This is a genomic window from Sporosarcina sp. NCCP-2331 (genome assembly GCF_023707945.1).
In the GTDB taxonomy this organism is placed as follows: Bacteria; Bacillota; Bacilli; order Bacillales_A; family Planococcaceae; genus Sporosarcina; species Sporosarcina cascadiensis.
Genome location: NZ_BRCD01000023.1, coordinates 20,821 through 35,221 on the forward strand (window position 1 = coordinate 20,821; position 14,401 = coordinate 35,221).

General features: G+C 40.2%; 10 protein-coding genes. All 10 read right to left on the bottom strand.

The window, feature by feature from the left end:
* Window positions 1-41 precede the first annotated feature (41 nt).
* On the bottom strand, window positions 42-1,418 hold the full coding sequence (hemA, locus tag NCCP2331_RS13345) for a glutamyl-tRNA reductase (RefSeq protein WP_153721357.1): 1,377 nt from the start codon (window positions 1,416-1,418) through the stop codon (window positions 42-44).
* Between the two features lie 124 nt (window positions 1,419-1,542).
* Window positions 1,543-2,124, bottom strand: a complete 582-nt coding sequence (gene yihA / locus NCCP2331_RS13350) for a ribosome biogenesis GTP-binding protein YihA/YsxC (protein ID WP_153721358.1) — start codon at window positions 2,122-2,124, stop codon at window positions 1,543-1,545.
* A complete protein-coding gene (gene lon, locus NCCP2331_RS13355; RefSeq protein ID WP_153721502.1) occupies window positions 2,121-4,427 on the bottom strand; it encodes an endopeptidase La in 2,307 nt (768 codons plus the stop codon). The genes yihA and lon overlap by 4 nt, the downstream gene beginning before the upstream one ends.
* 133 nt (window positions 4,428-4,560) lie before the next feature.
* Entirely contained in the window at window positions 4,561-5,829 is a 1,269-nt protein-coding gene (gene clpX, locus NCCP2331_RS13360; RefSeq protein ID WP_153721359.1) for an ATP-dependent protease ATP-binding subunit ClpX, read from the bottom strand.
* A 201-nt stretch (window positions 5,830-6,030) separates the two neighbouring features.
* The gene (gene tig, locus NCCP2331_RS13365) at window positions 6,031-7,317 is read right to left on the bottom strand and encodes a trigger factor (RefSeq protein ID WP_251671320.1); all 1,287 of its coding nucleotides are present in this window, start codon (window positions 7,315-7,317) and stop codon (window positions 6,031-6,033) included.
* Window positions 7,318-7,572: 255 nt separating this feature from the next.
* Window positions 7,573-8,541 (bottom strand): tetratricopeptide repeat protein, encoded by a 969-nt coding sequence (locus tag NCCP2331_RS13370; RefSeq protein WP_153721361.1) that lies wholly within the window; start codon window positions 8,539-8,541, stop codon window positions 7,573-7,575.
* A gap of 129 nt (window positions 8,542-8,670) precedes the next feature.
* Window positions 8,671-10,032 (bottom strand): hypothetical protein, encoded by a 1,362-nt coding sequence (locus tag NCCP2331_RS13375; protein ID WP_153721362.1) that lies wholly within the window; start codon window positions 10,030-10,032, stop codon window positions 8,671-8,673.
* 20 nt (window positions 10,033-10,052) lie between these two features.
* A complete protein-coding gene (locus tag NCCP2331_RS13380; RefSeq protein WP_251671322.1) occupies window positions 10,053-11,543 on the bottom strand; it encodes a UxaA family hydrolase in 1,491 nt (496 codons plus the stop codon).
* Complete coding sequence (locus NCCP2331_RS13385; RefSeq protein ID WP_153721364.1) at window positions 11,518-12,975, bottom strand: tagaturonate reductase; 1,458 nt, start codon at window positions 12,973-12,975, stop codon at window positions 11,518-11,520. Before NCCP2331_RS13385 ends, NCCP2331_RS13380 begins: the two co-directional genes overlap by 26 nt.
* An 11-nt stretch (window positions 12,976-12,986) precedes the next feature.
* Window positions 12,987-14,387: a glucuronate isomerase gene (gene uxaC / locus NCCP2331_RS13390; protein ID WP_251671324.1), complete on the bottom strand. Its 1,401-nt coding sequence runs from the start codon at window positions 14,385-14,387 to the stop codon at window positions 12,987-12,989.
* Between the last annotated feature and the right edge of the window lie 14 nt (window positions 14,388-14,401).

Below are 14,401 nucleotides of genomic sequence, written 5' to 3' on the forward strand. Positions count from 1 at the left end.
ATCGTTCTTGTGAAAGAGCAAGATACAGAACCACCAGTCTATTAGTACAAATAATTAAGTTCGGTTGATTCTACAGATTCATTTCTATGTTCTGCACGTTTTTGCAGACGTACTTTCGCTTGAATTGCCAACTGTTCTTTTTCTTCGAGAACTTCATCAGCTATGCCAAAGATTTGTTCGAATAAAGCTAATTTTTCAGAGGCATTTTTATCTGTAGATAATTCTTTTGCCTGAAGAATAGGATCTTTCAGCAATTGATTGATTATCGACTTAGTATGCTTATTAAGCACTTTCTTTTCACGATCGGTTAAATCCGGCATCTTATTTTCAATGCTTGCCATCGTCTCGCTCTGAATTCTTGCCGCTTTCTTGCGCAGAGCAGAAATCATCGGCACAACACCTAACGTAGACAGCCATTCTTTAAATAGAACGACTTCCTTTTCAATCATCAAACCAATTTCTTCTGCTGCATGTTTGCGTTCAGCCAGATTTGCTTCAACAATTCCCTGCAGATCATCAATATCATATAAAAACATATTAGGAAGATCACTGATTTTCGGATCCAAATCGCGCGGAACTGCAATGTCCACTAAGAACAAAGGCTTTCCTTTACGCAATTTTTCCACAAGCTGCATCAGATCGTAATCAATCACAAATTCCGTAGAGCCTGTAGAACTGATCAAAATATCCGCTTCCAGCAAAATGCATTGCAGTTCTTGCATGGATTTTGCTTCGCCTTCAAACTTCGCTGCCAGTAACTCAGCCTTTGAGAAAGTACGGTTAATGACAGTAATCTTTCCGACACCGCTTCCCTGCAAGTTCTTTACAGCTAATTCACCCATTTTACCGGCACCTAAAATCACAATATGTTTATGCTTCAGTGAACCAAAAATTTTCTTTCCAAGTTCTACAGCAGCATAAGAAACAGACACAGCATTCTCACCGATCGCAGTGTCAGTGTGCGCTCTTTTTGCTGTCGTGATAGCTTGTTTAAACAACTCATTGAACACAGTACCGGTAGTGCCGATTTCCTGTGCAGACAGAAAACTGCTGCGGACTTGGCCAAGAATCTGCGTTTCACCCAATACCATGGAGTCAATCCCTGCAGCCACACGCAATAAATGTTCCACTGCACCGTCTTCTTCATGAATAATTAAATGGCTCGAAAAATCCTCCATTGGAATCGAAAACCAATCGGAGAGGAATTTTTTTATATAATATCGTCCTGTATGGAGCTGATCGACGACCGCATAAATTTCTGTGCGGTTGCAAGTGGAAATAATGATGTTTTCCAAAATGCTTTTTTGCTGTTGCAAAGTTTGCATCGCCTGCGGCAATTCAGCTTCGACGAATGATAGTTTTTCCCTAATTTCGACAGGGGCTGTTCGGTGGTTAACACCGACGACAACTGTATGCATTAGGTGCTCACACCTTTCAGATCTTTTCGTAACTTCATTATATCATACATAGTGATTCTGTCGGGATATCAAATGTGAACATCATTTGACGTCATTTTTTAGCAATTAATTATCCCGTAAAGCATTACATACGGCTTTCAATTTCACGCCATGCTTCGTCCATACCCATTCCTTTTTCAGATGAAAAAAGTATTAATGGATGATGTACTTCCATATTGAGAGTTGTTCTGACGATTTTCTTATGCTTTTCCCATTTACCTTTAGGTATTTTATCAGCTTTTGTTGCCACAACAATTGTCGGTATATTATAATGTGCCAAAAAGTCGTGCATCATGCAGTCATCAGCTGTCGGCGGATGGCGAAGATCGACAATCTGAATTACAGCCCGCAGCTCTTCACGGCAAGTAATATATTGTTCAATCATACCGCCCCAGGTTTCGCGTTCAGTTTTCGACACTTTCGCATAACCATAGCCGGGCACATCAACGAAAAATAACTGCTCTTCAATTTTGTAGAAATTTAATGTTTGCGTCTTCCCTGGTTTTGATGAAGTACGGGCCAGACTTTTACGTCCGATCATTTTATTAATAAACGATGATTTTCCTACATTGGAACGGCCTGCCAGAGCGAACTCCGGATAACCTTCCGTAGGATATTGTTCAGGTCTCACCGCACTCATGATCATTTCGACATTATGGACTTTCATTTCGTTTCCTCCAAAGCGATATCGAGTACTTCATGAGCATCCGACACGAGTTTAAATGTTAATTCTTTACGTACACTTTCCGGTATATCTTCAATATCACGTTCATTGTCCTGCGGAATTATGATGGTCCGCAATCCTGCACGATGCGCACTCAGCGTTTTTTCCTTCAAACCGCCAATCGGCAGCACACGGCCGCGCAATGTTACTTCACCTGTCATACCGACTTCCCGGCGAACCGGATGTTCTGTCAATGCAGAAACAAGAGCTGTTACAATGGTAATACCCGCAGAAGGACCGTCTTTCGGCGTAGCGCCTTCAGGAACATGGATATGGATATCCCATTTTTCATGAAATTCTGGATCAATTCCAAAATCTACTGCTTTTGACCGTACATATGATAATGCCGTCTGTGCAGATTCCTTCATGACATCGCCTAATTTTCCGGTTAACAACAGTTTACCTTTACCGATCGACAATGAAACCTCAATCTGCAAAGTGTCTCCGCCAACTGTTGTGTAGGCCAGGCCTGTAGCCATCCCAACTTGATTTACCGTTTCTGCCTGTCCAAACCGGAAGCGTTTTTTGCCAAGTAAAGTTTCCAAAGTCTTCGGGCTGACCGTTAAGCTTTTCTTATCACCTGAAAGAATCTGCCGTGCAGCTTTTCTGCAAATGCTTGCCACTTCCCGTTCCAATGAACGAACGCCGGCTTCCCTAGTATAATAACGAACCAAATCCAAAATTGCTTCGTCTTGGAACCGTACCTTCGATTTCGTCAGACCATGTTCTTTCAACTGTTTCGGAATCAAGTGGTTTTTAGCAATCGATTGTTTCTCCTGCTCCGTATAACCAGGGATAGAAATGACTTCCATCCGGTCGCGCAGCGGGCCCGGGATCGCTCCTAAATCATTAGAAGTTGCAATAAATAACACGTCAGACAGATCGTAAGGCTCTTCAATATAGTGATCGCTGAATGTACTGTTCTGCTCAGGATCAAGAACTTCAAGCATGGCAGACGATGGATCACCTCTGAAGTCATTGGACATTTTATCGATTTCATCCAGTAAGAATACAGGGTTAATACTTCCCGCTTTTTTCATACTTTGAATGATTCGGCCAGGCATCGCACCGACATATGTCCGGCGATGACCGCGGATTTCAGACTCATCACGAACTCCGCCCAGAGACAGTCTGACGAATTTCCGTCCAAGCGATTCGGCAATCGAACGAGCCAATGAAGTTTTTCCGACTCCCGGCGGTCCATCGATACACAGGATAGGTCCCCGCAGCGAGTTTGTCATTTGACGAACCGCCAGAAACTCTAAAATCCGTTCTTTGACGTTTTCCAATCCTTCATGATCACGATTCAGAATTTCTTCAGATCTCGTGATATCTAATTGATCTACCGTTGCATTGGTCCATGGCAGCACGATCAGCCACTCAATGTAGTTGCGGATGATCCCGCTTTCCGCTGAAACAGAAGGGATTTTTTCAAAACGCTCCAGCTCACGCTCAGCGCTTTCTTTCACATGTTCCGGCATGTTTGCTTCATTAATTTTCTTTTTGAGTTCTGACACTTCCAGCCCTTTGCCGTCTTTATCACCAAGCTCCGTCTGGATTGCTTTCAACTGCTCACGCAAATAAAATTCTTTCTGCGTACGTTCCATCGCTTCCTTAACACGCTCATTAATTTTGCGTTCCAGCTCGATAATTTCCTGCTCATTGTACATACGGCTGATCAGCCATTCCAAACGCTCAGGAATATCAGTCATTTCCAAAACTTCTTGTTTAGCTGACAGTTTCAACGGCAAATTAGAAGCAATCATATCAGCCAATCGTCCGGGCTCTTGGATGTCTTCGACTGTCTCTACTGTTTCTTCCGAAATACGCTTGCTGTTCTTGGCGTAGCGCTTAAACTGAGCGATCAGCGTTCGCATGAGCGCTTCAATTTCCGCGTCTTTTACTTGATCTTCCTCATAACTTTTAACGTTTACAACCGGATATAGATCTGCTTCTTCATAGGAAGACCAATGTGCACGCTGTACACCTTCGATTAATACACGATACGTGCCATTTGGCAATTGGGTCATTGATTTGATGGTAGCAAGCGTACCCAGACGATACAAATCTTCTTTTTCCGGATTTTCTAAACTTAAATCCATTTGGGTAGCAAGAAAAACTTGATGGTCACCGGCTAAAGCATGTTCGATTGCGAACACCGAACGCTCTCTTCCTACATCAATATGTAACAGCATGGTTGGATAAACGATCACTCCGCGAAGTGGCAATAAAGGGATGTTCTTCATTTGAATACTCGGCACTACTAGCCACCTCCATTAAAATATGTATATGTATAACTTGTTCATTCATATGTAAGAAAAAGCCGACTGCCGAGCGTTATTCACGCGTCGGCACAGCCGGCTTTTTGCCATTTCGGCGTTATGCCGTATTTTTTTCTGAATCAATATCAAATACGGTACCATCAGCTTTATATAAAATTGGTGACGCAGTTCCAAGAACCGATTCTTTCGTAATGATACATTCCTTCACTTCTTCAAGTGACGGCAACTCATACATTACATCAAGCATGATATTTTCGATAATCGAACGCAATCCACGAGCTCCTGTTTTACGAGCGATCGCTTCTTTGGCTATTTCAAGCAATGCATCTTCTTCGAAACGAAGGGCTACATCATCAAGTTCAACCATTTTCTGATACTGCTTGACGATCGCATTCTTAGGAACAGTTAGGATTTGATACAATGTATCCACATCCAAAGCATCCAGTGTAGCGATGACAGGCAGACGGCCGATAAACTCGGGAATTAAACCGAATTGCTGCAAGTCTTCCGGAATCAAACGTGACAGCAAGCTTTCATCTTCGCTGATTTCCTTGTTAGGATTGTTTCCGAAACCGATGACCTTACGACCGATACGGCGTTTAACGATATCTTCAATACCATCAAATGCACCGCCTACGACGAATAAAATATTTGTTGTATCAATCTGCAGGAATTCCTGGTGCGGATGTTTGCGTCCTCCTTGAGGCGGTACGCTTGCAACGGTTCCTTCTAAGATTTTCAGCAACGCTTGCTGGACACCTTCACCTGACACGTCACGTGTGATGGACGCATTTTCAGATTTACGTGCTACTTTATCAATTTCGTCAATGTAAATAATACCTTTTTCTGCTTTTTCGATATCGAAATCCGCAGCTTGAATTAATTTCAACAGGATATTCTCTACGTCTTCACCAACATAACCTGCTTCAGTTAATGAAGTCGCATCCGCGATTGCGAATGGCACATCCAGGATTCGAGCCAGCGTTTGAGCAAGTAAGGTTTTACCGCTTCCTGTCGGTCCGATCAAGACGATATTTGACTTCGCTAATTCGACATCATCAATTTTACTGCCTGAATTCACACGTTTATAGTGATTATAAACGGCAACCGCTAGTGATTTCTTTGCGCGGTCCTGCCCGATGATATATTCATCAAGAATGCTCTGGATTTCTTTTGGCTTTGGAACGTCTTTCAACTCGAAGCCTTCTTCCAGACCGACTTCTTCTTCCACGATTTCTGCACAAAGTTCAACGCATTCATCACAAATATAAACACCTTGGCCTGCTACTAATTTACGGACTTGATCTTGTGATTTACCGCAAAAAGAACAGCTCAGGTTATCGTTTTCATCATTAAATTTGAACATTATGCTCACCCCTATTCAAGTGAATATACTACAAGATTACCTTGACTTAATCAACTATTTAGAACTGCAAGGCAAATATGTATTCGGTAATCAGATTATTGCATTAGCTTGTGGAAATTTGCATGGATTATACTAACGAGCTTTTACTTATGAAAAACAAGGTACGGTAAACCGTACCTTGTATCAGTTGTTATGGATCAATCAGTCAACGATTTTAGCGTTATCTACAAGCAACTGAACCGTTTTATTGAAACGAAGATCATTTTCAAGTACTGAAGTGCCGCCAAGTGTTGCTTTAATCTGCTCCACTTCCATACCGAATTGTTCTGACATCTTTTCAAGTTCTGCATTTACTTCCTCTTCAGGAACTTCCACATTTTCTGCTGCTCCAATTGCTTCAAGTGTTAATGATACGCGAACACGGCTTAACGCGTCGTCTTTCATTTGGTCACGAAGCGTTTGTTCGTCCTGACCAGAGAACTGGAAGTATAGATCAAGGTTCATGCCTTGCATTTGAAGACGTTGTTCGAAATCTTGCATCATGCGGTCTGTTTCAGAATCAATCATCGCTTGTGGAATTTCCATCTCCGCGTTGCTTGCTGCCTGTTCAACCAGATCGTCACGAAGTGCTGTTTCAGAATCGTTCTTTTTCACTTCTTCTGCTTCTTCTTTAAGTTTCGTACGAAGCTCTTCTACTGAGGAAACTTCTTCGTCGATTTCTTTAGCCAGCTCATCGTCAAGCTCAGGAACTTCCTTCGACTTGATCTCGTGAACTTTCACTTTGAATGTAGCAGGTTTTCCAGCTAGTTCAGCTGCATGGTACTCTTCAGGGAAAGTAATTTCGATTTCACTTTCTTCTCCTGTTTTCATACCGACCACTTGCTCTTCAAATCCTGGGATAAATGAACCTGATCCAATTTCAAGCTCGTAGTTTTCAGACTTTCCGCCTTCAAATGCTTCGCCGTCAGCAAAACCTTCAAAGTCGATTGTTACTGTATCGCCGTCTTCAGCAGCACCGTCTTCTTTAACAACCATTTCCGCAAGTCCTTCACGGCGTTGTTCAAGCTGAGCATCTACTTCTTCATCTGTAACTTCAGTCGATTGACGAGTTACTTCAAGCCCTTTGTATTCTCCCAATTTCACTTCTGGTTTCAGAGCGATTACTGCTGTGAATACAACCGGCTCGCCTTTTTCAAGCTTTTCAATGTCGATTTCAGGAGCAGCAATTGGATCAACTTCTGCTTCTTCTACAGCTTTTGAGTACGCTTCAGGCAATACGATATCGATTGCATCATTATAAAGCGCTTCTTCACCGTACATTTTGTCGAACATTTTGCGAGGCATTTTTCCTTTACGGAAACCAGGAGCCTGTACTTTCTTTACTACTTTTTTAAACGCTTCATCCATACCTTGGTTAAAACGCTCTACAGAAACTTCAAATGTAAGTTTCCCTTCACTGCCTTCTAGTTTTTCCCATTTAACTGTCATATTTCTGACCTCCAAATCATTTACACAACTTTTACTACTTTTATTTTAATCAATTATACCTTCGCGTGATTGTATCTGAATTTTTCCAGCAAAAACGAAAAAATCTTGGACACCCTTCGAAAGTTTTATCTGAATTCAACTATTATAATATTTCTCACCAGTATTTTGATTGAGAACTTTACTGAAGACAGATAAGCAGTTGACAACCATTTTAGTATAACATAGTCTAACCATGTTTCAAGAAATATTCATTCTTCAGCTGTCCATTTCTTCATCGACAGAGCGGATGAATTGCACCAGTGCCGTCTGCTCCATCTCTATTCCATATAATAACTGTTTTGTATAAGCGGTATATGCATCCGCAACTTCCTCTGCTGTATAAGGACTCCAATGAAAAGGATACAGCAGCACGGCGTATTTCATGATCAAATTTTCAGCAAGCTCACTTGCTGTCGGATCCTTTTCGAAACGGGACTTTGCCAGAAACTGTACTTCATTGACAAACGGATCCAATTCGATAGAAACAAGCCTTGACGGGATCGCTTCTGTTTCATAATGATACTTTGTAATCGTAACAGATTCATTCGTACCGCTTTTTTGAAGCAGCAGCAGTGCATACGTCTTGACGACCGGCATACTGTCTTCATGCTGTACGATATCAATTAGCAATGGAATGTAAGGTCCGAGCAGCTGATTTTGCAAAGATAGCAGAAATTCCTGTCTGCCATTCGTCGACATCTGCAGAAAATCCTTTAATGTGACGGAAGGCTCCCGCAACTCAGTTTCTTCTATATAACGATCAGTTAATCTGCCATTCAATTCACGCAAGTATTGGAACTTCTGCAAGCTGTCTGAAGGGATCATATCTTTTTCCAATAAACCTTGAATCGTCAGCTCTACTTCTTCATATTGCTGAAGCTGAATGGAAATCGACAGATACAGTTCCAATATTTCTATGTAGTCACCGGACTGTTTTTGCATCGCAAGCAGTGCGTAGTCTTTTGCACGTTCAAAATCCTTCGTCTCATAAAGAGCAATGGCAAGTAGATCTAATACAGATATTTCATCCGGATTGATGTCGAGAATGGCTTCAAAGTGATCAATTGCTTCGTCATAGAGATCTTTCTCCATCGCTTCTCTGCCCAATCTATGCAAACGCTCCAATGTTCCCGGAAAAACCACTACATTTCCTTTACGAATTACCGGCCTTCTTCGTTTCTGCACTCTCTTCACCAGCCTTTTCCATTTTACTATAGCATAGGACGGGAAAGGGATTCCAGTTAAGACTGTCAAAGAATTATATGCAGATTTGTTCTTTAGAAAATAGATATCCGTTCCATATTAACATTCTGGTTATAATAATAAAAACGCCACAATCGATCCTACAAATCCATACATAATAGCAAAAGGCATATTCGACCAGGTGATTTTATACGGACTGTATTCTAGGTTCATGGAAGTCAGCGTTACAACTAATCCATATGACCCGACTGTCAAAGTCGCTACCGAAGAAGTGACAATAACAATGGCTACACTTAATGGATTTAAAATAGTCAACAATATAGAAATAACTGAAGTCAGAATGCCGATTGTAGCGACAGGATGGATTCCGGCCATACTCAATAAAATAAAAAATAGTTGAATCGCAATAAAAATGAGTAATGGATAATTAGCTAAGTGGACTATTGGCTGTTCAATAACACTTAATACCGAAGAGCTGTTTAGACTATTGCTGAAAAACGATAAGGCAATAAAGAGTACTACAAAATTTTGCATTGTGTTGGTTTTAGAAATCCAAAATGGCAGTGCAATCTTCCAAAAACTTTTCAATCTCTTCATAAATAATGACCATAATAAAGTAAAAGGTAAAATCACCAGTGTAACCGCAATTAGGAAATCAATATTAAACAACTTACCTGCCGTAACGACAATTGCTAAAAAAAGACCAAGCGCACAAATCAGATGGATTAAACTTTTCATTGTATTCTTTTTATCTATTTGCTTTCCGTTGTCGCCCTCATAAGAATACTTGCGAAATGAACGATTGCCAATGAAACTGTCCAAGACAAAAGTGATAACTACAATAACCAGCAGCCAAGGAAGCAATGACAGATATTGAACACCTGTCGTGAAGATCGTAACTACCAACAGTAGTTCAAGCGGACTCCACAGCAGCGCCAGGGTAAACCCGCGCAATGTAGTCCGTAATATAAATTCATTTTTTACACGGTCGGGTAATTGCTTTAAATGCTCTTTCAGTACATCCTGTGAAATGGATGCAGCGGATAAGTTCAAAAATGACGCAAGAGTAAACGTTGTAAATGCACTGCGGGGATATAATTGACCCAAATCTTTTGCATTTGCCTCAATTAATGAAGTCATGGTCTTGTCGAATCTGCCTATTTGGACAACAGAAGTCATCCACGGCAGCATCATTAACAATGCGAGAACGGATAAATTAGAAGTCATCATTAACGGAAGCTCGTTTAATGGAAGCTTCTCTGTATACATCACAATAGCTCCAATTAGGATAAAACTAAAACCGAGCACTTTAAATAAAGTGCCCGCATTTTTAAATGATATTAATAAAAGGAGGATTGCCAAGTATCCTAACGGTTGAGATAACTTTTCATCAAAAATAATAACATTCAAAACATGTACAAGAAATACCAATAAATATACTATGTACATTTTTGAAGTATGTTTAGATTGCACGATAAGGTCCGCTCCTTTACTTACAATGTCACACCTGATTTAAATATAGCAATCTCTTTGAAGTGATTTTTTTCATTGTTAACTAATGTGCCGCCCGCAACTTGAAGAATATATGCTATGAATTTTTCTGCTGCTTCATCCATGGAAACGCCCTCTAAAATTTCACCCGCATCAAAATCAATCCAATGTTTTTTTCTGTTGGCAAGCATACTGTTGGTAGAAACTTTTATAGTAGGAACAAATGTGCCAAAAGGAGTACCACGTCCAGTTGTGAATAGCACTATGTGACACCCTGAAGCTGCCAGAGCTGTAGAAGCTACTAAGTCATTCCCTGGAGCATTCAATAAGTTCAAACCTTTTTCCTTTAATGTCTCACCGTAATCCAATACATCGGTTACAATCGCAGTCCCCGCCTTTTGAGTACAACCCAATGACTTATCTTCCAGAGTACTGATGCCCCCATCTTTATTTCCAGGTGAAGGATTTTCATATATTGGTTGATCATGTGCTATAAAGTATTGTTTGAAACTTTGGATCAAATCTACAATTTTATTGAAGACTTGCTCATCTTTTGCCCGATTCATCAGTATGGTTTCTGCGCCGAACATCTCAGGAACTTCGGTTAATACAGTAGAACCTCCTTGCGCAATTAAGAAATCAGAAAACTTTCCCAATAAGGGATTTGCTGTAATGCCTGAGAAGCCGTCTGACCCCCCGCACTTTAATCCGATTTTTAATTCCGATATGGGTACCGGTACACGCTGGTCGCCCATCGCTGCCTGATGAAGTTCATGCAGTTTTGCAACTCCCGCTTCTATTTCATCCTCGACTTCCTGACTTACTAAAAAATTGACGCGTGACGAATCAGGATCAGTCAGCAAGGAACGTAATGTGGAAAGCTCATTATTCTCGCAGCCCAATCCCAGCACCAAGACACCGCCAGCATTCGGATGTTCGATAATATCTTTTAAAATCGTTCTGGTGTTTATATGGTCGTCACCTAACTGAGAGCAGCCAAATGAATGTTTCATAACATCTATAGATTCGAAGGGAGCTATAGAATCGACTTCACTTTTAAAAATTTGTATTATACGTTCAGCTACACCGTTTACACAACCAACTGTAGGTACAATCCATAACTCATTGCGAATACCTACATCGCCATTTGCACGTCGATATCCTTGAAAGGTATAAGTTGATTTCGTTATGTTGCTTCCGTGTTTTATCGGTTGGTAACTATACTGATTTTCATCTTGTAAAGACGTTTTTATATTATGTGTGTGAATATGTTCACCAATTTCTATCGCCCTCACTGCATGCCCGATAGAATAGCCGTATTTAATAATTTCTTGATCTTTATTAATCATCGCTATTGAGATTTTATGGCCGGTGGGTATATCTTCTTTCACGTGAATCAACTGTCCGTTAAAATCAAACGCAGACCCCTTCGCAATTGGCTGTAAAGCAACTACAACATTATCATGCTTATTGATTTGTAATACTTGGTTCATTGTTTATTACCTCCAATACAACTTGCTGGAAACCGCTGTTCTCAAAAGTCACCAGCCATTGTGCTAATTGATTGGCAAGCTTAGCCGAATATACATAGTGACCCCATAATCCCGAATTTATTATATTAGCCATTAATTCATTGGCATCCGTTTCTTTACGCTCGTATGACTCCCAGAATGCAGCCATTTTCGAAATAACCTCAGAATCATCCTGGATTGGTTGTTTTGATGAGGGACGATAAAACAATATCCAACTCCAAAGACCAAGCGACATAAGTAAAGGCACTTTTTCGTAGGATTCCATATATTTTTCGAACATAGGAAGATTGCGCGTTTTCCATTTAGATGAAGCATTCAGTGCAATACCATTTAAACGGTGATCTATAGTAGGATTTTCAAAACGAGCAATGACTTCTTCTCCATATTCCATCAGAAAGTTACGATCATATTTTAACAACGTTGTTATTTCTTCCTGAAATAATCTCTCCACATACTTCTTTAATATAGGGTTAGCCATTGCCTGATTGACAAAGGATTCATTCAGTTGTAATGCAACAGGAGTCATAGCAGTATGCGCTCCATTTAGATAATAGACTTTACTTTCCCTGTAAGCAGTTAAATCTTCAACTAAATGAACATTCAAACCGGCTGAATGAAATGGAAGTTTTTCTTGTAAGGCAGCAGGTGCTTCGATAACCCAAATATAATATTGTTCGGCTATCACAAGTTGTTCATCGCGATATCCCAGCTTGACGAAATATTCATCCGGGTTTGTCGGAAAACCCGGTACAATACGATCTACTAGACTGTTGTAAAAGAAATTGTACTCCTTAATCCAATTAATGAAGGATTCTTCTAAATTCCATAGTACAGCATAGCGTATGACAAAATCGCGCAGAACATTACCGTTATTTTCAATAAGTTCACAAGGGATAATTGTCCATCCCTTTGTCTTGTCTCCGTTAAATGTCTCATAACGCTTATATAAAGCTTCTGTTAATTTAGCAGGAAATGATTTAATATTTCCTTGCAGTTTGTCTTCGTCACAAAATACAATTCCCGCTTCGGTTGTGTTAGAAAATACGAACTCTACAGAATCAACCGCCGCTAACTGAAGAAAATCGTTATATCTCTCATTCAGAGGTATGGTGCGGGAGACGGTATCTATAATTGTGGCTTCTTCAACTAATTTACCTTTAACCAACCCCTGCATATATAACGTATAAAGATTGTCTTGTTCCTCTAGTTTCTTATAGTTATTCGAGGAAGTAGATGCCATTGATACAATCCTGCCTCGGAAAAATGTTTCATCATTTAAACGCTTAATCATCCAATTTGTAAATCCGCGCAGAAAATTCCCTGTGCCAAATTGAACAATCTTTTCAGGACTTGAATTTATTTCTTCTGCCATGTTCTTATTTAATCGTTCCATTTCCACGCTCCTTACTCAAATTTGAAATAGTTCCTTGCATTTCCATAACAAATGTTTTCAATAATACCCCCTAATAATCTCTCGTCATTTGGAACTTCTCCGTTTTCTACCCAGCCTGCAACCAGGTCACAGACCAATCGTCTGAAATATTCATGACGCGTATATGATAAAAAGCTTCTGGAGTCTGTTAACATACCGATAAATTGGCTAAACAGCCCTAAGTTCGCCAGTGCTTTCATTTGATCCAACATGCCGTCTTTTTGATCATTGAACCACCACGCAGTACCAAATTGAATTTTACCCGGCTGACCGCCCTGATAATTTCCAATCATTGTCCCTAATACATAGTTGTCGTTGGGATTCAAAGAATATAAAATGGTTTTCGGCAATATTTCCTGAAGTTCCATTTCATTTAATAAGCTCGCAAGCGGTTGTGCAATATCTCCATCATTTATGCTATCAAATCCGGTATCCGGGCCTAGCAGACTCAATTTTCTTTCATTCGTATTTCGCAATGCTTTCATATGGTATTGCATCGCCCAATCATGACTCGAGTACTGTTTACTTAAAAACAGCAGTAAAAAAGTCCGATACTTCACTATTTCATCTGTTGTCAGTGAATCTCCATGCATGGCTTTCTTATAAATAAGAGCTGCTTCGTCTTCAGTAACCTCGTTATACGTAACTGTATCGAGCGCATGATCTGAAACCCGGCAGCCCCTGTCATGAAAGTATTGAATTCTTTCTTCCAATGCGTTGAGCAGTGAAGTAAATTCAGATAAAGAGTAGCCTACAACATGTTCTAAGCTTTTAATCCAATCTTCAAAAGTAGATAAATGAATATTCAACACTTTGTCAGGCCTGAAACTAGGTAACACTTTTGTTTTAAAATGTTGCTGAGCTGCAACTCTTTCATGATGGGACAAATCGTCAACAGGATCATCAGTAGTACAAATAACTTCTACATTAAAGCGCTCTATCAATTGCTGGACTCCGAAATCGTCAGTCTGCAAGAGCTCATTTGCCCGATTCCAAACTTCTTCTGCCGTGTCCTCATTTAATACGGTATAGATACCAAAGTAGCGCTGCAGTTCTAAATGCGTCCAATTATAAAGTGGATTTCCAATTGTCATAGGAACTGTTTTAGCCCATGCCATAAATTTCTCATAGTCTGTTGCCTGACCGGTGATGTAAAATTCATCGATTCCATTTGCACGCATTGCACGCCATTTGTAATGATCACCATATAACCAAATTTGCGTCAGGTTTTTAAAAGATTTGTTATCAGCAATTTCCTGTGGATTCAAATGGCAGTGATAATCGATAATGGGCATATTTTTTGCATGTTTTTCAAATAGGTTAATCGCTAATTCATTTGACAGCAGGAATGTATCATCCATAAATTTTTTCATAAAATATCGCTCCT

What these genes read in the sequence shown, in the direction of transcription:
- hemA (WP_153721357.1), bottom strand. Translation starts at nt 1,418, where the DNA reads ATGCATACAGTTGTCGTCGGTGTTAACCACCGAACAGCCCCTGTCGAA.
- yihA (WP_153721358.1), bottom strand. Translation starts at nt 2,124, where the DNA reads ATGAAAGTCCATAATGTCGAAATGATCATGAGTGCGGTGAGACCTGAA.
- NCCP2331_RS13385 (WP_153721364.1), bottom strand. Translation starts at nt 12,975, where the DNA reads ATGGAACGATTAAATAAGAACATGGCAGAAGAAATAAATTCAAGTCCT.
- NCCP2331_RS13380 (WP_251671322.1), bottom strand. Translation starts at nt 11,543, where the DNA reads ATGAACCAAGTATTACAAATCAATAAGCATGATAATGTTGTAGTTGCT.
- tig (WP_251671320.1), bottom strand. Translation starts at nt 7,317, where the DNA reads ATGACAGTTAAATGGGAAAAACTAGAAGGCAGTGAAGGGAAACTTACA.
- lon (WP_153721502.1), bottom strand. Translation starts at nt 4,427, where the DNA reads ATGAAGAACATCCCTTTATTGCCACTTCGCGGAGTGATCGTTTATCCA.
- uxaC (WP_251671324.1), bottom strand. Translation starts at nt 14,387, where the DNA reads ATGAAAAAATTTATGGATGATACATTCCTGCTGTCAAATGAATTAGCG.
- clpX (WP_153721359.1), bottom strand. Translation starts at nt 5,829, where the DNA reads ATGTTCAAATTTAATGATGAAAACGATAACCTGAGCTGTTCTTTTTGC.